This window comes from Variovorax sp. GW821-FHT10D07 (assembly GCF_059415325.1).
On sequence record NZ_JBWKMZ010000005.1, the window covers coordinates 284,347 to 304,775 of the forward strand.

Genomic DNA, 20,429 nt, shown 5'->3' on the forward strand with positions numbered 1-20,429 from the left:
CCAATGACGGCCGGCCAACCGGCATTTCGACAGCGAGTTGCATATTCTTTTACGACCCGGCCGGCAGCGCAATGCCGGTCGCCCGTACCTTCAGCCTGGGCGCGATGCGGCCGGCCGAATCGATCTTCGACGCGAAGTTGCTGTTGCTGCTGCGGTTCGGCGCGCTCGGCGGGCTCGTGCCGTGGCACGAGGTCTGCCTGCCGGTGGCGGACGCGGCCCGAGCCGCGTCGCTCGGGTTCAGGCCGCCCGGGCCTGTTCCTTCGGCGCGAACATCGCCTCGAGTTCGCTGCGCAGCTTGAAGGCGTGGGTGCCGGTGTCCATCGCCACGTCGGCCCAGGTCAGGCTCTGGCCCTTGCGCACCGGGCGCACCAGCTTGATGCCGTGCGCCAGCCCCAGCGGCAGGCCGCCGATGCGCAGCGAGCGCTCGGCCGGCAGCAGCTTGCCCCAGACCGTGTAGCCGCCTTCGCCGTCGAGCAGCTCGCCGGGCGCGAGGTCGCGCTTGGCGGTGGCGACCACGTCGGCGTTCCAGCAGGTGGCCACGCCCGTGGGTTCGCCGCGCAGCGCCACGCTCGCGACCGACAGGCCGACCTCGAGCCCGATCAGGTGCCAGCGCTTGTAGAGCGTGAAGTAGCGCCCGCTCGGGTCGGTGTGGGCGTTGTATTCCTCGAAGCAGTTCTTGATGTAGTCGGTCTCGGCCTCGACCGTGACCCACACGCCCATGCGGATGTCGTAGGGGATCCTGCGGCCGTCGGCCTCGAGCGAGGAGACCACCTCGACCATGCCCTTGCGCTCGAGCACGCCGCCCTCGCTGCGCGGGCGGGTCACGAACGGGATGTCCTCCACGCTGGCCGGCGGATAGAGCAGGCCGTCGGAGGGCACGCCCAGCCCGGTGGCATTGGCCACGGCCGAGCTCTCGATCGAGGGCTTGGAACCGTCGAGGAAGCTGTTGAACATCTTCGGGTTGAGCCCGCCGCGCTGCGCCTGCTCGGGCGTGAGGCCGTAGTTGCCCCACACGGTCTCGGGCGTGGATTCGCTGAAATGCGGCAGCCACTTGTGGCCGCGCCCGGCCGCCACCACCGGAAAGCCGCAGGTGCGGGCCCAGTCCACCAGGTCGCAGATCAGCGCGGGCTGGTCGCCGAAGGCCAGCGAATAGACCACGCCGGCCTGCTGCGCGCGGCGTGCCAGCAGCGGGCCGCAGAAAGCATCGGCCTCGACCGTCACGTTGACCACGTGCTTGCCGTGCGCGAAGGCATCGAGGCAGTGGTCGACCGCGGCCACGGGGTTGCCGGTGCACTCGACCACGATGTCGATCGACGGCTCGCGCGTCACGGCCTGCCAGTCCTCGGTGATCCAGGTGGCGCCGGACTTCAGCGCCTCCTGCACCGAAGTTGCGTTGGCGCGCGCGGCCTCCCAGCCCACGCGCTCGAGGTTGGCGCGCGCGGCCGCGGGCGAGAGGTCGGCGATCGCGACCAGCTGCACGCCCGGCGTGCGCGGGATCTGCGCGAGGTACATCGAACCGAACTTGCCGGCGCCGATCAGGCCGATGCGGATCGGGCGGCCTTCGGCGGCGCGCTGCTGGAGTTTCTGGTGGAGGCTCATGGAAGGGGCTTGGTCTCGGTGGTTCTTCTGGACGGAATCAGGCGACGGCTTCGAGCGTCTCGGTCGAGGTGCGCAGCGCGCTCTCGGGCAGGCCGTTCTTCCACGGCAGGTCGACCGGGTAGGGCCGCAGCAGGCAGTCGTCGGGCAGCATTTCGATCGGCGCGAAGTCGCGGTGCGCGATGTATTCGGGGCGCTTGTGGCGGCGGATGTGGTTGCTGACCGCGCACAGGCTCAGGTAGACGGCCACGCGGTTGAACGGCGACAGGTTGCTGCCCGAGGCATGCACCAGGCAGCTGTGGAACAGGATCATCGAGCCGGCCGGGCCCTTGGGCGAGACGATGCCGCCGTCCTTGCCGCCGGCGCGATCCACGAGCTGGCGGATCAGCGCGTTGTCGACCGTCCACAGCGGGTAGCTGGTGGTCGTGAGGTCGTGCTTGGCGTCGACCACGCCCTTGCGGTGGCTGCCCGGGATGAACATCAGCGGGCCGTTGTGCTCGTTCACGTCGTCGAGAAAGATCGCGACGTTCATCGCGCGCTCGGTCGGCATCAGGTCGTCGTTGAGCCAGGTGCCGTAGTCCTGGTGCCATTGCCAGACGTCGCCCTCGAAGGCCATCTTGCCGTTGATCTTGAACTGGTGCATGTAGACCTCCTCCTCGAAGAGGTCGCGCACCGGGCCCACCATGCGCGGATGGCGCGCGAGCTTCGCGAAGGGCTCGCTGTAGAGGTGGGCCGCGAAGTTCGTGCGCACCGCGTCCGATCCCTTCTCGCGCACGTTGAAGGCCTCGCGGCGGCCGTAGAGCTCGGGCACCGCGTCGGTCAGCACGCGGGTCTCGTCGGGGGAGAAATGGCCGGGAAAGAACAGGTAGCCGTCGCGCTCGAACTGCGCGCGTTGCTCGGGGGTCAGCTTCATGCGGTGTCTCCTTGGGTCGTGCGGGGGTGGGAAGGGGAAGAGGGGGCCGATGCGGGTGAGGCTGCGCGCGCGAGTTGCGCGGCCAGGCGCCGGCCCAGCGCCTCGCTGGCCCGCGCCACGTGCTCCTCGCTCAGGCGCGCGGCCTGCTCGGCGTCGCCCGCGGCGATGGCGGCCGCGATGGCCTCGTGTTCGTCCCACAGCGATTCGCGCTGCGGCTCGGCCTGCAGCACCGCGCCCATCGCGCGGCGCAGGTGGCGCCAGTGCTGGTCGGCGCTCTGCGCGATCAGCGGATTGCCCGAGGCCGCGTAGATGGCCTGGTGGAAGGCCATGTCGGCATCGATCATGGCCTCGACGTTGCGCCCGCGCGCGGCGCGGCGTCCGCGCTCCATCAGCTTGGGATCGATGCGAAAGCGCTCGGCCGCCGCGAGCCGCGCGGCCAGCACGTCGAGCGCGCCGCGCACCTGGTAGACCTTGCGCATCCAGTCGGCGTCGAGCGGCGCCACCAGCACGCCGCGGCCCGGCGCGTCGTGCACGAAGCCGTCCTTCTTGAGCAGCCGCAGCGCCTGCAGCACCGGCTGGCGCGACACCGAAAGCCGCTGCGCGATGTCCTCCTGCGTGAGCCGCTCGCCGGGCGCGAGCTCGCCGCTGCTGATCGCGCCGAGCAGGGCGCGGTACACCTGGTCGACGAGGTCGGGCGCGACCTCGATGCTGACGAGCTGGGCGGGCATGGAAGGACTCCGTTTCTGAACTCTGTATACAGAGTACGAAATCCGGAGCGGCTGCGCAGCTAGGGTTTTCACCGGAACGGCCGGCAGCGTTCGCAATGCTCGCGTAACGCCGGGCCAGACAATCCGGCCCGGTTCCGCCCCGGTTCCGGCCGGCCTTTCTTTCTTTTCAGGTCAGCTTTTCGTGACGTTCCGGGTGTACAACCCTCGCCCAATGCAAAACCAAGAAAACAACGCACCGCAGGATCCTCCCCCCCGCCGCTGGCAGGCCGACCCGGTGCGCAGGCGCGCAGGCTGGCCCCGCCAGGGCGCCGTTCTCGGGGCTGCCTTGCTGCTGAGCGCCTGCACGCTCGGCCCCGACTTCAAGACACCGGGCCTGCCGGCCGCCGCGCAGGGCGCCGACTACACGCCCTCGCCGATGCCCGAGCGCACCGCGCAGGCGCCGGTTCCGGGCGGCCAGTCGCAGCAACTGCTGCCGGGCCGCGACATCCCCGCGCAGTGGTGGGCCGTGTTCCGCTCCGAGCCGCTCGACCGCCTGATCCGCGACGCGCTCGCGCAGAGCCCCACGCTGGCCTCGGCCCAGGCCACCTTGCGCGAGGCGCAGGCCAACTACGAGGCGCAGTCGGGCAGCCTGCTGTGGCCGCAGGTCAACGGCACGCTGGGCGGCACGCGCCAGCGCGCCTCGCAGGTCTCGACCCAGGTGCCGGGCGGCCAGCTGCTCACGCTTTACAACGCGCAGGTCAACGTCAGCTATGCGCTCGACGTCTTCGGCGGCAACCGCCGCGCGCTCGAGGGCGCGCAGGCCACGCTCGAGGCGCAGCGCTACCAGGTCGAGGCGGTCTACCTGACGCTGACTGGCAACCTCGTGACCACCGCGATCCGCGAGGCCGCGCTGCGCGCGCAGCTGCAGGCCACGCGCGAGGTGCTGCAGGCGCAGCAGCAGCAGCTCGACGTGATCGAAAAGCAGTTCGACACCGGCGCGATCCCCAAGTCGACCGTGCTGCAGCAGCGCACCCAGCTCGCGCAGACGCTGGCCACGATTCCCGCGATCGAGAAGTCGCTCGCGCAGACGCGCCATCAGCTCGCGGTCTACGCGGGCCGGCTGCCGAGCGAGGCCGGCCTGCCCGAATTCGATCTCGCGAGCCTGAGCCTGCCCGCCGAGCTGCCGCTGTCGCTGCCCTCCGAGCTCGCGCGCCAGCGGCCCGACGTGCGCGCCAGCGAGGCCCGGCTGCACGCGGCCAGCGCCGAGATCGGCGTGGCCACCGCCAACCTCTATCCGAAGTTCAACCTGACCGGCAGCTACGGCAGCAGCGCCACGCGCACGCGCGAGCTGTTCCGCTCGGCCAGCGACTTCTGGAGCGTGGGCGCGGCGCTCGCGCAGCCGATCTTCGACGGCGGCTCGCTGCGCGCGCAGAAGCGCGCGGCGGTCGCGGCCTACGACGCGGCGGCGGGCCAGTACCGCGACACCGTGCTCGGTGCCTTCCAGAACGTGGCCGATGCCCTGCGCGCGCTCGAGATCGACGCCACCGCGCTGCAGACCCAGGCCACGGCCGAGTCGCTCGCGCGGCAGTCGCTCGACCTGACGACGACGCAGTTCCGCGCCGGCGCCGTCAGCTACGTGCAGCTGCTGACCGCGCAGCAGGCCTGGCTGCAGACGCACACCGCGCTGGTGCAGGCCCAGGCCGCGCGCTATGCCGACACGGCGGCCCTGTTCCAGGCGCTGGGCGGCGGCTGGTGGAACCGCGGCGAACTCGCCGACGCCACCATCGCCCCGGCCGCCGACGCCACGCCCGCAGCGGCGCCGGCGCAGAACTGAACCCCGCCGCGGCACGACGTCATCCTGCCGCGGCACCTCACCCCTTCATCCATAACTCGAAGAGAAGCCTACCCATGACCCGGAGAATGATCATCATGATCGGCTGCGTGCTGCTGCTGGTCGCCGCCCTGGCGCTCGGCAAGTTCCTGCAGATCCGCGCGTTGATTGCCGCCGTGCCCAAGCCGGGCCCGCAGACCGTGTCGACGGTCGAGGTGCAGAAGCTGCAGTGGCAATCGCAGTTCTCCGCGGTCGGCACGCTGAACCCGGTGCGGGGTGCCGACCTCAGCACCGAGGTGGCCGGGCTGGTGCGCCAGGTGCACTTCAAGTCCGGGCAGGACGTGAAGGCCGGCGCGCTGCTGGTCGAGCTCAACGCCGACTCCGACATCGCGCTGCTGCATGCCGCCGAAGCCGCGGCCGCGCAGGCCGCCACCGTGCTCAAGCGCGACCAGGCGCAACTCGCGGTGCAGGCCGTGAGCCAGGCGCAGATCGATGCCGACACCAACGACCTCAAGGCCAAGCGCGCGCAGGTCGAGCAGCAGGTCGCCGTGGTGGCGAAGAAGTCGATCCGCGCGCCGTTCGCGGGCCGCCTGGGCATCACCACGCTGAACCCGGGCCAGTACGTGAACGCGGGCGACAAGCTGGTCACCTTGCAGACGCTGGACCCGATCTATGTCGACTTCACGCTGCCGCAGCAGCAGCTCGCTGGCCTCGCTGTCGGCCAGATGGTGAACCTCGGGGTCGATGCCTTCACTGGCCAGGCCTTCAGCGGAAAGATCAACGCGATCAGCCCCAAGGTGGACGCCACCACGCGCAACGTGCAGGTGCAGGCCACCGTCTCGAACCCGAAGCAGCAACTGCTGCCGGGCATGTTCGCCACCGTGAAGATCGACATCGGCGGCGCGCGCGAACAGCTCACGCTGCCGTCCACCGCCGTCACCTACAACCCCTACGGCTCGACGGTGTTCGTCGTGAAGACGGCCGATGCCTTCAAGGCCGCGACCGCGCCCGCCGCCTCGGCATCGGGCGCCGCACCGGCCGCGCCGGCGGCAGCGGCCAACGCCAATGCGCCGAGCGGACAGCAGCTCGTCGCGCAGCAGGTCTTCGTCGAGACCGGCCCGACGCGCGGCGACCAGATCGCCATCGTCAAGGGCCTGGAGGCCGGCCAGGTGGTGGTGAGCAGCGGACAGAACAAGCTGAAGAACGGCACGCCGGTCACGGTCGACAACAGCGTCCAGCCGACCAACAGCCCGAACCCGACGCCGCAGGAAAAATGAGGTCGCACGCATGAACTTCACCGACATCTTCATCCGCCGGCCCGTGCTGGCGATGGTGGTGAGCCTGCTGATCGTGGTGCTGGGGCTGCGCGCGCTGTCCGGCCTGCCGGTCAACCAGTACCCGAAGACCGAGAACGGCGTGGTCACCATCAGCACCGCCTACTACGGTGCCGACGCCGCCACGGTCGCGGGCTTCATCACGCAGCCGCTCGAGGCCGCCGTGTCGCAGGCCCAGGGCATCGACTACCTGTCGTCGTCGAGCAGCCTGGGCGTGTCGACCATCACCGCCACCCTGCGGCTGAACTACGACTCGAACCGCGCGCTGACCGAGATCAACACCCAGGTCAACTCGGTGCGCAACCAGCTGCCGCCGCAGGCGCAGCAGCCGGTGCTGACCGTGGCCACCGGCCAGACCACCGATGCCATGTACATCGGCTTCTACAGCGACACGCTGCCCAACAACAACGTCACCGACTTCCTGGTGCGCGTGGTGCAGCCCAAGCTCAATGCCATTCCCGGCGTGCAGACCGCCGAGATCCTGGGCGCGCGCACCTTCGCGCTGCGCGCCTGGCTCGACGCGCAGAAGATGGCCGCCTACGGCGTGACAGCCACCGACGTGAGCGCCGCGCTGGCCGCCAACAACTACCTCGCCGCCGTCGGCCAGAGCAAGGGCCAGATGGTGAGCGTGCCGCTCACCGCGGGCACCTCGCTGCACAGCGTGGACGAGTTCAAGCAGCTGTCCATCAAGAGCAGCAACGGCGCCATCGTGCGGCTGCAGGACGTGGCCAACGTGACGCTGGGTTCCGAGAACTACGACTTCAACGTCGCCTTCAACGGCGTGCGCTCGGTGTTCATCGGCATCAAGGTCGCGCCCGAGGCCAACATCCTCGACGTGGCCAAGCAGGTGCGCACCACCTTCCCCGAGCTGCAGGCCCAGCTGCCCAGCGGGCTGACCGGCAAGATCGTCTACGACTCGACCGACTTCATCAACACCTCGATCAGCGAGGTGATCAAGACGCTGGTCGAGGCGCTGCTGATCGTGACGGTGGTGATCTACCTGTTCCTGGGCAGCCTGCGCGCGGTGCTGGTGCCGGTGATCGCGATGCCGCTGTCGCTGATCGGCACCTTCTTCGTGATGCTGGTGCTCGGCTACTCGATCAACCTGCTCACCTTGCTGGCGCTGGTGCTGGCGATCGGGCTGGTGGTGGACGACGCCATCATCGTGGTGGAGAACGTCGACCGCCACATGCGCGAGGGCAAGACGCCGATGCAGGCCGCGCTGCTCGCGGCGCGCGAGCTCGGCGGGCCCATCCTCGCGATGACCGTGGTGCTGGTGGCGGTGTACGTGCCCATCGGCTTCCAGGGCGGGCTGACCGGCTCGCTGTTCACCGAGTTCGCCTTCACGCTCGCGGGCGCCGTGGTGGTGTCGGGCGTGGTCGCGCTCACGTTGTCGCCGATGATGTGCTCGCGCATCTTCAAGCCCGAGCAGGACAGCGGCAAGTTCGCGTCGAAGATCGAGCACGTCTTCGAGCGCGTGCACCACCGCTACGAGCTGATCCTGCGCGGCGTGCTGCGCACCTGGCCGGTGATGATCGTGATGGGGGTGATCCTCATCGGGTTGCTGTTCGTGATGTTCAAGATGTCGAAGTCCGAGCTGGCGCCCGAGGAGGACCAGGGCATCGTGCTGTCGCAGGTGGTGGGCGCGCCCACGGCCACCATCACGCAGATGCAGACCTATGCCGACCAGATCTTCAAGGTCGCGCACGACACGCCCGAGTACGCGCAGCTGTTCCAGCTGACCGGCGTGCCGAGCACCAATGCGGGCATCGCCGGCGTGCTGCTCAAGCCCTGGGACGAGCGCACGCGCAGCGCGCACGACATCCAGGCCGACCTGCAGCGGCGCTGGAACGGCATCGCCGGCGCCAAGGTGGTGGCCTTCCAGTTCCCGGCGCTGCCGGGCGCCTCGGGGCTGCCGGTGCAGTTCGTGATCAAGACCACCGAGCCGTTCGAGAACCTCAACACGCTCGCGCAGCAGATCATGGACAAGGCGCGCGCCGAAGGAAAGTTCTACTACATCGACGCCGACCTGAAGATCGACCTGCCGCAGGCCACCGTGGTGGTCGACCGCGACAAGATCGCCTCGCTCGGCATCACGCAGCAGGACGTGGGCAACGCGCTGGGCGCGGCGCTCGGCGGCGGCTACGTCAACTACTTCTCGATCTCGGGCCGCTCCTACAAGGTGATCCCGCAGGTGCAGCAGGTCGACCGGCTCAACCCCTCGGACGTGCTGAACTTCTACATCAAGACGCCCAACGGCGTGGTGCCGGCCAGCACGGTCGCGAGCCTGAAGTACAGCGTGCAGCCCGAGACGGTGAACCACTTCCAGCAACTCAACTCGGTGACCATCCAGGGCGTGCCCAGCGGCACGCAGGGCGAGACGCTCGAGTACCTGCGCGGCGTGGTGCAGCAGCTCGCGCCCAGCGGCTACACGGTCGACTACGCGGGCCAGTCGCGCCAGTTCGTGCAGGAGTCGGGCAACTTCGCGATCACCTTCGTGTTCGCGCTGATCATCGTGTTCCTGGCGCTGGCGGCGCAGTTCGAGAGCTTCCGCGACCCGATCGTGATCCTGGTGTCGGTGCCGCTGGCGCTGTTCGGCGCCATGATCTTCATCTTCTGGGGCTTCGCCTCGATGAACATCTACACGCAGGTCGGGCTGGTCACGCTGATGGGCCTCATCAGCAAGCACGGCATCCTGATCGTGGAGGTAGCGAACCGGCTGCAGAAGCAGGGCCTGAGCAAGCTCGACGCCATCGTCGAGGCCTCGGGCACGCGGCTGCGCCCGATCCTGATGACGACCGCCGCCATGGTGTTCGGCGTGCTGCCGCTGGTGATCGCCTCGGGCGCCGGTGCCGCCGGCCGCCAGGCCATGGGCATCGTGATCTTCAGCGGGCTGTCGATCGGCACGCTGTTCACGCTGTTCGTGGTGCCGGCGATGTACCTGTTCATCGCGGCGCGGCACGAGAAGGAAGAGACGCGCCAGGCCGACGTCGTCGCGCCGCAGGGGCAGGTGGCACCCGAGGCCTGAGCCTCGCGCCCCTGCGATGAAGCGCCCGCGGTCGTGACGACCGCGGGTTTCTTTTTTTGGGGGCTGCCTTCCCGCCTCCGACAGCCTTGCCCGCGCGCTTTCAACTGCGCGACACTAGGCCCATGCAACTCCCCACCTACGACGACGTCACCGCCGCGGCCGCGCGGCTCGAAGGCCATGCCCACCGCACGCCGGTGCTGCGATCCAGCACTGCCGATGCCCGCTGGGGCGCCCAGTTCTTCTTCAAGTGCGAGAACTTCCAGCGCATGGGCGCCTTCAAGTTCCGCGGCGCCTTCAATGCCTTGTCGAAGTTCGACGCCGAGCAGCGCAAGGGCGGCGTGATCGCCTTCTCGTCGGGCAACCATGCGCAGGCCATCGCGCTGGCCGCGCGCCTGCTGGCCATGCCCGCGGTGATCGTGATGCCCAAGGACGCGCCGGCCGCCAAGCTTGCGGCCACGCGCGGCTACGGTGCCGAGGTGGTGCAGTACGACCGCTTCACCGAGGACCGCGAGGCGCTGACCCGCCGGCTCGCCACCGAGCGCGGCATGACGCTGATCCCGCCCTACGACCATCCCGACGTGCTCAGCGGCCAGGGCACGGCCGTGAAGGAACTGATCGAGGAGACGGGCCCGCTCGACCACCTGTTCGTCTGCCTCGGCGGCGGCGGGCTGCTGTCGGGCTCGGCCCTGTCGGCGCGCGCGCTCGCGCCCGGCTGCAAGGTCTACGGTGTCGAGCCCGAGGCCGGCAATGACGGCCAGCAATCGTTCCGCGCGGGCAGCATCGTGCACATCGACACGCCCAAGACCATCGCCGACGGCGCGCAGACGCAGCACCTGGGCGAGTACACCTTCGGCATCATCCGGCGCGACGTCGACGACATCTTCACGGTGAGCGATGCGCAGCTGGTGGAGGCGATGCGCTTCTTCGCCGAGCGCATGAAGATGGTGGTCGAGCCCACGGGCTGCCTCGCGTTCGCGGCCGCCTGCGCGGCGGGCCCGCTGATCGCCGGCCAGCGCGTGGGCGTGCTGATCAGCGGCGGCAACGTGGACCTGGGGCGCTACGCGGCGCTGCTCGGCGGCACGGCCTGACAAGGTGTGAATAAACCTACTGCGCGCCCCGATCTCGCACCTGCGGTCCTCACCGTACAAGGTACGGCTCCGGTCCTCGGCGCGACCTCGGGGCGCTCGCTACGGTTTCTTCACACCTTGTGAGGCCTGCGCCAGACGACGCGGCGCGCGTTCTCTCCGCATTCGAGCAACTGCCGGTAGGCCGGCGCATCGAAGCCCGGCAGCTCGAACAGCCAGGCCTCGAAGCGCGCGAAGCCGCCGGCCAGCGTGGTGACCGCCGTCAGTGGCTGCGTGCCGTCGCGCTGCGCACAGGGCTCGATCCACACGCGCGGCAGGCCCTCGGCCATCGTTTGCGAGCGCACCGCGATGGCATCGATGGACGCGAGCTCGACACGGGTCTGCACGCTGCCCTGGCGCACCAGCATCAGCGCATCGCTGCCGAGCGCGATGCGCGCGCCGTCATAGGGCGATTGCGACGGAGCGGCCGGCCCCTTGCCGCGCAGCGCGCCACGCGCCTGCTGGAACGCCCGCAGTGAGCGGCTGCCGAAGATGTAGGCCGTGCCCACCGCATAGAAGACGGCCTGGAAGCCGATGAAGGCGATCGTCGCCGGGCCCACGCCGTTGGCGTTGCGCGTGGAAATCAAGGTCCAGAGCGCGAAGGCGCTGGCGACGGCCGCGACCGCGCTGATCGCGCCCCAGAGCCAGGCCGCCGCGCGGCTGCCGCGCAGCGCGGCCAGGAACACCAGCGCATAGACGGCCAGCCGGATGCCGATCATCGAACTGGGCCGCGCGGCCACCTGCCACAGCTCGGTGGCGACGTAGATCGCCGCGATCGCGGCCAGCGGCCAGGGCGCGCGCACCGTTCAGCCGACGCGGATGCCCGCGGCCGTGAGGTGCAGCAGCCGGTCGGCGCGCGCGGCCGCGCTCTCCGAATGCGTGACCAGCACCAGCGAGGCGCCATGCTCGCGTGTCTGCGCGATCAAGAGTTCCATGACCTTGGCGGCGGTCGAGGGGTCGAGGTTGCCCGTGGGCTCGTCGGCCAGCAGCAGCGCGGGCCGGTGCACCAGCGCGCGCGCGATCGCCACGCGCTGCAGCTGGCCGCCCGAGAGCGTCTGCGGCAGCCGCGCGCCCATGCCCGGCAGGCCCACGGCCTCGAGCATGCGCGCGATGCGCTCCTCGTCGCGGCGCTCGCCGAGCAGCATCAGCGGCAGCGCGACGTTCTGCGCCACGTCGAGGTGCGGCAGCACGTGGAAGGCCTGGAACACGAAGCCCACGTGGCGCCGGCGCCAGAGCGCGCAGGCCTCGCCGTCGAGCGCGCCGATGTCGGTGCCGTCGTGCACCACGCTGCCGGTGTCCCAGCGGTCGAGGCCGGCCATGCAGTTGAGCAGCGTGGACTTGCCGACGCCCGATTCGCCGACGATGGCGACGAACTCGCCGGGCTCGATCGCGAGGCTGACGTGCTCGAACACCGGCGCCTGGCCGTAGTGCTTGCCCAGATCGGAGATGCGCAGGGTCATGGGATAAGCGTGGGCGCGATGAGGCGCACCGCGGCCTGCAGCGCGTCGGGCGCGTCGCAGGCGATCACGGTGCGGTGGGGCATGCCGCGCAGCCAGGTGACCTGGCGCTTGGCGAGCTGGCGCGTGGCGGCGATGCCGCGCTCGCGCAGGTCCTGCAGGGCGGCGGCATCGGGCGGGTCGGCGGCGTCGAGGGTCTCCCAGGCCTGCCGATAGCCCACGCAGCGCATCGAGGGCAGCTCGGGCGAGAGGTCGCCGCGCGCGCGCAGCGCACGCACCTCGTCGAGCAGGCCCGAGGCCAGCATGGCGTCGAAGCGCTGCGCGATGCGCGCATGCAGCCAGGCGCGGTCGGCGGGCTCGAGCGAGAACAGCCGGCCGCCTTCGACCCCGCGCGTGGACTTGCTGTCGCTGGCGTGGAAGTGCGACAGCGGCTGGCCGCTGCTCTCGTAGACCTCGAGCGCGCGCTGGATGCGCTGGCTGTCCTGCGGCGCGAGCCGCGCGGCCGTGACCGGATCGACCTGCGCGAGCCGCGCATGCATCGCGGGCCAGCCGAGTTCGGCGGCCTCGGCATCGATGCGCGCGCGCACCGCGGCATCGGCCGCGGGCATCGCGTCGATGCCGTCGAACAGCGCCTTGAAATACAGCATCGTGCCGCCGACCAGCAGCGGCATCGCGCCGCGCGCGCGGATCTCGTCGATCAGCCGCGCCGCATCGGCCACGAAGGCCGCGGCGCTGTAGCTCTCGCGCGCATCGAGGATGTCGATCAGGTGGTGCGGCGCCGCGCGCAGCTCGTCGGCGCTGGGCTTGGCGGTGCCGATGTCCATGCCGCGGTAGACCAGCGCCGAATCGACGCTGACGATCTCCACCGGGTGTTCGCGTGCGAGCGCCAGCGCGACGGCGGTCTTGCCCGAGGCGGTGGGGCCGGCGAGGGCGATGAAGCGCGGAGGACCGGGAGGCGAGGAAGAAGAACCCATGAGGGGTCGAGCGTAGCAAATGGCCCGACCCCGATTCCGTGTCAGCTCGTCTCGCGCATGCGCCGTATGTCGCGCAGCGGCGGCGCCCCGAACAGCCGCGCGTACTCGCGGCTGAACTGCGAGGCGCTCTCGTAGCCCACGCGCACGCCCGCGGTGCCGGCGTCGATGCCCTGGTTCAGCATCAGCTGTCGGGCTTCCTGCAGCCGCAGCTGCTTGAGGTATTGCATCGGGCTCATGCCCGCCACGGCGCGGAAGTGCTGGCGGAAGGTCGAGGGGCTCATGTTCGCGGAGGCGGCCAGTTCGTCGGCCAGCACGTTGCGCGTGAAGTTGAGCTTGAGCCAGGCCATGCTCTGCGCCACCTGCTGGCTCGGCGAGCCGATCGCCACCAGGCGCTGCAGCTGCGGTCCGTGGCGGCCCGCGAGCAGCCGCACCATGATCTCGCGCTGCAGCAGCGGCGCGAGCTGCGGGATCAGCCGCGGCTCGGCGAGCAGGTCGACCAGCCGCGTCACCGCGCCGAGCAGCGTGGGGTCGAGGTCGCCGAGCGACATGGCGCGCTGGTTGCCGTCCCGGGTCGGCGGGGGCAGCGCCATCTCGGCGGCCAGTTGCACGACCGCGCGCGGATCGAGCTGCAGCGCCAGGCCGACGAAGGGCTGCGCCGCGCTGGCGCGGGTGATGTGCGAGACCACGGGCAGGTCGGCCGTCGTCAGCAGCGACTGGCCCGCCGCGTAATCGAACACCTCGCCGCCGAGCGCCACCCGCTTCTGCCCGCTGACCGTGATGCCGAGGCCGAAGCCGTAGAGGCAGTGCAGCGGCGCGGTCGCGGCGCTGCGGCGGTGCAGCGAGAGCGCGGGAATGGCCGTGAGGTAATCGCCGTCGGCATGGGCGGTGCGCGCCACGGCGCGCTGCAGGTCGTCGAGCACGGCCGGGGAATCCAGCCGCGCGGGTTCTGCGAGGTCCATCTGGATCCTTTCGAAGTACAGGTCGCGAAAAGTCTAGCCCGCCGCTTTCGCGTGGCGCGCATTTCCGTCGCAGTCTCGGTGTTTCAGGCAAGAACGCGAGCGAATCAGGCAAACGCGCGGCCGGTCTTCGCCCCACACTCGCCGGCGGTGGGCCCGCGGTCATGCGGCGTCATGCGCCACGGGCCCGCCGTCGAATCAGGCAACCCTCCTTTCCACGATGAACACAGAAAAGATCACCTCCATCGCAGCACCGCTCGTGCTGGCCCTGGCCGTCGGCGCCGGCGCGCTGTGGCCGCGGCAGGCCGATGCCAGCCTCGCGCTGGCCCAGAAGTACGCCTGCGTCGCCTGCCATCAACCCGCCACCAAGGTGGTGGGCCCGTCCTGGAAGGACATCGGCGCGAAGTACGGCGACGGCAAGGGCACGGCCGCGCAGCTCGCGGCCAGCATCAAGGCCGGCAGCTCGGGCAAATGGGGCCCGATGCCGATGCCGCCGCAGGCCCAGGTGCCCGACGCTGACCTGCAGGCGCTCGCGCAATGGCTGCTCGACGGCGCCAAGTGAATTCCATCCACCCCCCACGGAGAAAGAAGCAATGACAGCGCTCCACGTCAATGGCCGTGACCACACGGTCGATGCCGACCCCGGCACGCCCATCCTCTGGGCCCTGCGCGACACGCTGGGCATGACCGGCACCAAGTTCGGCTGCGGCGCCGCGCTGTGCGGCGCCTGCACCGTGCACCTCGACGGCCAGGCGATCCGCTCGTGCATCACGCCGATCGCCGCCGCCGACGGCAAGAAGATCACCACCATCGAACGCATGACCGACGGCAGCGACCGCGTCGGCGCCGCCGTGCACGCCGCCTGGGTGCGGCACGACGTCGCGCAGTGCGGCTACTGCCAGAGCGGCCAGATCATGAGCGCGACCGCCTTCCTGCAGTCGCTGCCCGCGGGCAAGCAGCCCAGCGCCGACGAGATCGACTCGGCCATGGCCGGCAACATCTGTCGATGCGGCACCTATGCGCGCATCCGCGCCGCCGTGGCCGATGCAGCCCGCAACCTCGCCTGAAGGAAAAGCCATGCTGCCCCACATCGACTACCACGACCTGCCGCGTTCGCTGCAACGCCTGATGGCCCGCCCCGCGGCCGACGAGCCCGCCGCGCTGCCGCGCCGCAGCTTCCTCAAGATCGTCGGCGCGAGCGGTTTCGCGCTCGGCACCTTCCCGCACCTCGCCCTGGCGCAGGCCGGTGGCGCGGCCCCGGCGGCCGGCGGCCTCAAGCCGACGCAACAGCCGCTGGCCTTCGTGCAGATCGCGCCCAACGGCGAGGTCATGGTGACCATCAACCGGCTCGAGTTCGGCCAGGGCGTGCAGACCGGCCTGCCGATGATCCTGGCCGAGGAGCTCGACGCCGACTGGGCCCTGGTGCGCAGCCGCAGCGGCACGAACGACGCCGCCTACGCCGATCCCTTCTTCGGCATGCACCTGACCGGCGGCTCGAACACCATCAAGAACAGCTTCGTGCAGTACCGCGAGCTCGGCGCCCGCGCGCGCGCCATGCTGCTGTCGGCCGCGGCGGCGCGCTGGAAGGTCGATGCCTCCACCTTGCGCACGCAGGCCGGCACGGTGCTCGGCCCGGGCGGGCGCAAGGCGAGCTATGGCGAACTGGCCGAGGCGGCGATGGCGCTGCCGGTGCCCGAGAAGGTGGTGCTCAAGGACCCGAAGGACTTCCGCATCATCGGCCGCCCGACCCAGCGCCTCGACGCGGCCGCCAAGAGCAGCGGCCGGCAGGACTTCGGCATCGACGTCAAGCATCCGGGCCAGCTCACGGCGGTGGTGGCCCATCCGCCGGTGTTCGGCGCCCGCCTGGCTTCGGTCGACGACAGCGCCGCGCGCGCCGTCAAGGGCGTGAAGGCCGTCGTGCGCATTCCGCTGGACCGCGGCGCCGAGGGCGTGGCGGTGGTGGCCGACGGCTACTGGCCCGCCAAGCTGGGCCGCGACGCGCTCAAGCTGCAATGGGACACGGCGGCCGTCGAGAAGGTCGACTCCGACAAGCAGCTGGCCCAGTACCGCGAACTGGCAGGCCGCCCCGGCCCGCGCAAGTTCGACGCCGACATGGCGCCGCTGGCCAATGCGCCGCGCAAGCTCGAGGCCGAGTTCGTGTTTCCCTACCTGGCGCACGCGCCGATGGAGCCGCTGAACTGCACGGTGAAGCTGTCGGACGGTCGCGCCGAGCTGTGGGTCGGCACCCAGTCCGCCGACCTCGACGGCTTCGCCGCGGCGCGCGCGCTGAAGCTCGAGCCCGCGCAGGTGAAGGTCAACGTGCAGATGGCGGGCGGCGGCTTCGGCCGGCGCTTCGTGAGCACCAGCGACTTCGTGGTCGAGGCCTGCGAGATCGCCAAGGCCACGCGCGCGGCCGGCCTCGACGTGCCGGTGCGGCTGCTGTGGAGCCGCGAGGACGACATCAAGGGCGGCTACTACCGGCCGATGCACCTGCATCGCGCGCGCATCGGCTTCGACGAGCGCGGCAAGATCCTCGCCTGGGACCACGTCATCGTGGGCCAGTCCATCACCGCGGGCACGGTGTTCGCCGGCGCCATGGTGAAGGACGGCATCGACGCCACGGCGGTCGAGGGCATGCGCGATCCCTATCCGCTGCCGATGCGCCTGACGGTGCACCATCCGCAGCTCAACGTGCCGGTGCTGTGGTGGCGCAGCGTGGGTTCGACCCACACCGCCTTCGTGATGGAGACGCTGATCGACGAGATCGCGCGCAGCACGAAGCAGGATCCGGTGGCCTACCGCATGCAGCTGTTCGGCGACAAGCATCCGCGCCATCGCGCCGCGCTGCAGCTTGCGGTCGACAAGAGCGGCTACGGCAAGAAGAAGCTCGCGGACGGCCGCGCCTGGGGCGTGGCGGTGCACGAGTCCTTCGAATCGGTGGTGGCCTACGTGGTGGAAGCCTCGGTCAAGGACGGCCAGCCGGTGCTGCACCGCGTGACCAGCGGCGTGCACTGCAACCTGGCCGTCAATCCGCGCAGCGTGGAAGCGCAGGTGCAGGGCGCGGCGGTGATGGGGCTGTCGACCTGCCTGCCGGGCAGCGCGATCACCCTGAAGGACGGCGTGGTGCAGCAGGGCAACTTCGGCGACTTCACGGTGGCGCGCATCACGCAGGTGCCGGAGTTCGACATCCACATCGTGCCGAGCGCCGATGCGCCCAAGGGGATGGGGGAGCCGGGCCTGCCGCCGCTGGCGCCCGCGTTCGCCAATGCCGTGGCGCAGCTGACGGGCAAGCCGCTGCGGCAGTTGCCGTTCGACCTGGCCTGAAAACGGTGCGGTGAGAAAGGTCCGTGCCCTCGGGCACGGACCGGCGACGCTGCTAGATCGCCGCGGGCGCGGTGCTCGCGCGCGCTTCGCCGCGCACGTCCTGCGGCGACACCGCGGGCGGCAGCGCCGGCGAGGGCGGCGACAGCTTGGGCTGGTTGCGCGCCACCATGTTGTCCGGCTTCATGCGGAACAGCTGCGTGAGCGCCGCGCGGTACTGGGCCTCGCCGACCGAGTTGGTGTTGTGGTGCGAGCCGCCTTCCACCAGCACGAAGAGCTTGGGCACGGTGGCCGCGTCGTAGAGCTTGCGGCCCAGGGTCGGGTTGATCAGGCTGTCGGCGGTGCCGTGCACCACCAGCAGCGGCGCGCCGATGTCCTTGACCTTGTCGATGGCCTCGAAGCGCTGGGTGATGAAGGGCCGGAAGGGCAGCCAGCCCCACTTGAAGCTGCCGACCACGTCGGCGATCGAGGTGAAGGTGCTCTCGACGATGGTGCCGCTCTCGTCGTTCACGCGTGCGGCCAGGTCGATGCCGATGGCGCCGCCCAGCGAGTGGCCGAAGATGTAGCGGTGCTGGCGCGGATGGCGCGCGGCCAGCCAGGTCCAGGCGGCGCGGGCGTCCTCGCGCGCCGATTCCTCCGAGGGCAGGCCCTTGGAGCTCTTGCCGAAGCCGCGGTAGTCGATGGCCAGCACCGAGAAGCCCAGCTCGTGCATGCGCTGGATGCGCGGGGCCGAGCCGGCCACGTTGTAGCGTGCGCCGTGTAGGTACAGCAGCACCGGGGTGTCGGTGGTCTCGGGCTCGCCGCCGAGCCACAGGCCGTGCAGGCGCGCGGGCTCGCCCGTGATGGAGGACTGGAAGTCGATCCACACGTCCTGCATGCCCTGGGCCATGGTGGCGGTGTTGCCCCAGCTGCGGTCGCTGGGCTGGAAGATCCATTCACGCTGCTGCTCGTCGAAGGTCGAGCAGCCGGCGGCAAGAATGGCGCAAAGCGAAAGGACTGACGCGAGGAGGGTCCAGCGTTTCATCATGGGAATGAGGGACAGCGAAGCCGGCGAAAAAGTTCATCTGCTTTCTGCCGAAACACGCCGACGTGCATTTCGACACCTCCCTGGCCAGCGCTTCATGGCGTCTTTGGCGAACTCACCATGCAACGTGCGTGCCCGCCATGCGGATGACGGCCCGAAACCCGGAAAAACCCTCAAAAAGCCGCCAGTTGGCGGCTTTTGGGATGGCTTTTGGTGCGGATTTGGCTCAGCGACCGCGCATGAACAGGGCGTCGAGTTCCCGGATCGAGAGCTGGCGCCAGGTCGGACGGCCGTGGTTGCACTGGTCCGAACGCTCGGTCGCCTCCATCTGGCGTAACAGGGCGTTCATCTCGTCGAGCGTGAGCTTGCGGTTGGCGCGCACCGCGCCGTGGCAGGCCATGGTCGACAGCAATTCGTTCTGGGCCCGCTGCACCACGGTGCTTGCGTCGTGCTGCGACAGCTCGGCCAGCACGCTGCGCGCGAGCTCGACCGGGTCGCCGTCGGCCAGCGTGCCGGGCACCGCGCGCACCGCCAAGGTGCGCGGCGAGAAGGGCGTGATCTCCAGGCCCAGCGTGGCCAGCACGCCGGTGCAGGCCTCGGCCGTGGCCACTTCCTGGGGCGTGGCGGCGAAGGTGGCCGGGATCAGCAGCGGCTGGCTCGAGATGGCGGCGCCGTCGAGCTGGGTCTTCAGGCGCTCGTAGACGATGCGCTCGTGGGCCGCGTGCATGTCGACCACGATCAGGCCCTGGCTGTTCTCGGCCAGGATGTAGATGCCCTGCAACTGCGCCAGCGCGCGGCCCAGCGGCCAGGCTTCGTCGTTGTGGGCCAGCGCCTGGGACTCGGCCGCGAGGCCCGCGGGAGCCTGGAACGGCGCGGCCGGGGCCTGGGTGCCGAAGGTGGCGGCGGGCGCCGCGCCGACGCCGGAATCGGACAGCACGGGCCAGTGGGCCGAAGACGATTCCGGCGCCAGCAGGGTCTCGCTGGCGCGTCGCGGCCACATGGCCTCGAAATCGCCGGCGCCGCGCTCGGCGGCCCTGAAATTGATGGCGGGCTGCGACCACGAGCCGGTCGTGACCGGCGACACCGGCTTGAAGAAGGGCTGCTGCGCCTGGGCCGCCTGCGTGGCGTCGCCGGCGCGGGGCGCGGCCAGCGCGTTCTCGACCGCATGGCGCACCGCCTGGTGCACCTCGCGGCCGTCGCGGAAGCGCACCTCGATCTTGGTCGGGTGCACGTTCACGTCGACGCGCGCGGGGTCGATCTCGAGGTAGAGCACGTAGACCGGCTGGCGCTGGCCGTGCAGCACGTCCTCGTAGGCACTGCGCACCGCGTGCGACAGCACCTTGTCGCGCACGAAACGGCCGTTGACGTAGAAGAACTGGTGGTCGGCGCGCGAGCGCGCGGCATCGGGAATGCCGGCGCGGCCGACCACGCGCACCGGGCCGCCGACGTGCTCGACGACCACGCTCTGCGCCACGAAATCCTCGCTGAGCGCATCGCCCAGGCGCTGTTCGCGCTGCTCGCTGGCGCGCCACTGCTCGACCAGCTTGCCGTCGTGCCAGACCGAGAAGCCCACGTCGGGTCGCGCCAGCGCATGGCGGCGCACCGCCTCGATGCAGTGGGCGAGCTCGGTGGCATCGGTCTTGAGGAACTTGCGCCGCGCCGGGGTCGCGAAGAACAGCTCGCGCACCTCGACGGTGGTGCCGCGCGAACGCGCCACCGGGCGCAGCTCGCCGGTGCGGCCGTCGAGCGACCAGGCGCCGTCGGCACCCACCGCGCGCGACTGCAGGCTCAGCTCGGCGATCGCGTTGATGGCGGCCAGCGCCTCGCCGCGAAAGCCCATGGTGCCGACCGTCTCGAGGTCGTTGAGGCTCGCGATCTTGCTGGTGGCATGGCGCCGCAGCGCCACCACGAGTTCCTCGCGCGGGATGCCCAGGCCGTCGTCCTCGATCGAGATCAGCCGCACGCCGCCGGCCGCCAGCCGCACCGTGACCTGCGTCGCGCCCGCGTCGAGCGCGTTGTCGAGCAGCTCGCGCACCACCGAGGCCGGGCGCTCGACCACCTCGCCCGCGGCGATCTGGCTGATCAGCTCGTCGGGGAGTTCGCGGATCGGGCGGCGTTCGGCGGGCGGGAGGGAGGAGGTGGGAAGGGCGCTCACCGAACCATT

At 70.6% G+C, this 20,429-nt stretch carries 16 protein-coding genes; 7 read left to right on the plus strand and 9 right to left on the minus strand.

Annotated elements, in window-relative coordinates:
* Positions 1-237: 237 nt before the first annotated feature.
* Genes AC07PU_RS18170 through AC07PU_RS18180 form a run of 3 tightly spaced genes read right to left on the minus strand, consistent with a single transcriptional unit; the run spans position 238 to position 3,237 of the window.
* Complete coding sequence (locus AC07PU_RS18170) at positions 238-1,599, minus strand: NAD(P)H-dependent oxidoreductase (protein WP_296777170.1); 1,362 nt, start codon at positions 1,597-1,599, stop codon at positions 238-240.
* Positions 1,600-1,636: 37 nt separating this feature from the next.
* Positions 1,637-2,509 carry a phytanoyl-CoA dioxygenase family protein gene (locus tag AC07PU_RS18175; protein WP_209543393.1) on the minus strand — a complete coding sequence of 291 codons (873 nt, stop codon included), beginning with the start codon at positions 2,507-2,509 and terminating at the stop codon, positions 1,637-1,639.
* Entirely contained in the window at positions 2,506-3,237 is a 732-nt protein-coding gene (locus AC07PU_RS18180) for a GntR family transcriptional regulator (RefSeq protein ID WP_495319244.1), read from the minus strand. Before AC07PU_RS18180 ends, AC07PU_RS18175 begins: the two co-directional genes overlap by 4 nt.
* A 211-nt stretch (positions 3,238-3,448) precedes the next feature.
* On the opposite strand from AC07PU_RS18180, the gene AC07PU_RS18185 reads away from it, so the two are divergent.
* The 4 genes from AC07PU_RS18185 to AC07PU_RS18200 all read left to right on the plus strand — a co-directional run bounded on the left by AC07PU_RS18185 (position 3,449) and on the right by AC07PU_RS18200 (position 10,497).
* Complete coding sequence (locus AC07PU_RS18185; protein ID WP_495319246.1) at positions 3,449-5,050, plus strand: efflux transporter outer membrane subunit; 1,602 nt, start codon at positions 3,449-3,451, stop codon at positions 5,048-5,050.
* Between the two features lie 74 nt (positions 5,051-5,124).
* A complete protein-coding gene (locus AC07PU_RS18190; RefSeq protein ID WP_495319248.1) occupies positions 5,125-6,324 on the plus strand; it encodes an efflux RND transporter periplasmic adaptor subunit in 1,200 nt (399 codons plus the stop codon).
* Between the two features lie 10 nt (positions 6,325-6,334).
* Positions 6,335-9,409 (plus strand): efflux RND transporter permease subunit, encoded by a 3,075-nt coding sequence (locus AC07PU_RS18195; protein WP_495319250.1) that lies wholly within the window; start codon positions 6,335-6,337, stop codon positions 9,407-9,409.
* 122 nt (positions 9,410-9,531) lie between these two features.
* The gene (locus tag AC07PU_RS18200) at positions 9,532-10,497 is read left to right on the plus strand and encodes a threo-3-hydroxy-L-aspartate ammonia-lyase (protein WP_093354542.1); all 966 of its coding nucleotides are present in this window, start codon (positions 9,532-9,534) and stop codon (positions 10,495-10,497) included.
* 110 nt (positions 10,498-10,607) lie between these two features.
* Here AC07PU_RS18200 and AC07PU_RS18205 read toward each other — a convergent pair whose 3' ends face one another.
* The 4 genes from AC07PU_RS18205 to AC07PU_RS18220 are packed head-to-tail and all read right to left on the minus strand — an operon-like array spanning position 10,608 to position 13,923.
* Positions 10,608-11,336 carry a hypothetical protein gene (locus tag AC07PU_RS18205; RefSeq protein ID WP_495319252.1) on the minus strand — a complete coding sequence of 243 codons (729 nt, stop codon included), beginning with the start codon at positions 11,334-11,336 and terminating at the stop codon, positions 10,608-10,610.
* A 3-nt stretch (positions 11,337-11,339) separates the two neighbouring features.
* Positions 11,340-11,993: an ABC transporter ATP-binding protein gene (locus tag AC07PU_RS18210; RefSeq protein WP_495319254.1), complete on the minus strand. Its 654-nt coding sequence runs from the start codon at positions 11,991-11,993 to the stop codon at positions 11,340-11,342.
* Entirely contained in the window at positions 11,990-12,964 is a 975-nt protein-coding gene (miaA, locus tag AC07PU_RS18215; protein ID WP_495319256.1) for a tRNA (adenosine(37)-N6)-dimethylallyltransferase MiaA, read from the minus strand. The genes AC07PU_RS18210 and miaA overlap by 4 nt, the downstream gene beginning before the upstream one ends.
* Positions 12,965-13,005: 41 nt before the next feature.
* Positions 13,006-13,923 carry an AraC family transcriptional regulator gene (locus AC07PU_RS18220; RefSeq protein WP_495319258.1) on the minus strand — a complete coding sequence of 306 codons (918 nt, stop codon included), beginning with the start codon at positions 13,921-13,923 and terminating at the stop codon, positions 13,006-13,008.
* 217 nt (positions 13,924-14,140) lie between these two features.
* On the opposite strand from AC07PU_RS18220, the gene AC07PU_RS18225 reads away from it, so the two are divergent.
* Genes AC07PU_RS18225 through AC07PU_RS18235 form a run of 3 tightly spaced genes read left to right on the plus strand, consistent with a single transcriptional unit; the run spans position 14,141 to position 17,244 of the window.
* A complete protein-coding gene (locus tag AC07PU_RS18225) occupies positions 14,141-14,482 on the plus strand; it encodes a c-type cytochrome (RefSeq protein WP_495319260.1) in 342 nt (113 codons plus the stop codon).
* Between the two features lie 31 nt (positions 14,483-14,513).
* Positions 14,514-14,987 (plus strand): (2Fe-2S)-binding protein, encoded by a 474-nt coding sequence (locus tag AC07PU_RS18230; RefSeq protein ID WP_057596845.1) that lies wholly within the window; start codon positions 14,514-14,516, stop codon positions 14,985-14,987.
* A gap of 10 nt (positions 14,988-14,997) precedes the next feature.
* On the plus strand, positions 14,998-17,244 hold the full coding sequence (locus tag AC07PU_RS18235; protein ID WP_495319262.1) for a xanthine dehydrogenase family protein molybdopterin-binding subunit: 2,247 nt from the start codon (positions 14,998-15,000) through the stop codon (positions 17,242-17,244).
* Positions 17,245-17,296: 52 nt separating this feature from the next.
* Here AC07PU_RS18235 and AC07PU_RS18240 read toward each other — a convergent pair whose 3' ends face one another.
* Both AC07PU_RS18240 and mutL read right to left on the minus strand, forming a co-directional pair.
* Positions 17,297-18,265, minus strand: a complete 969-nt coding sequence (locus AC07PU_RS18240) for an alpha/beta hydrolase (RefSeq protein WP_093354797.1) — start codon at positions 18,263-18,265, stop codon at positions 17,297-17,299.
* A gap of 226 nt (positions 18,266-18,491) precedes the next feature.
* Positions 18,492-20,420, minus strand: coding sequence for a DNA mismatch repair endonuclease MutL (mutL, locus tag AC07PU_RS18245; protein ID WP_495319264.1), 1,929 nt, complete (start codon positions 20,418-20,420; stop codon positions 18,492-18,494).
* Positions 20,421-20,429 lie beyond the last annotated feature (9 nt).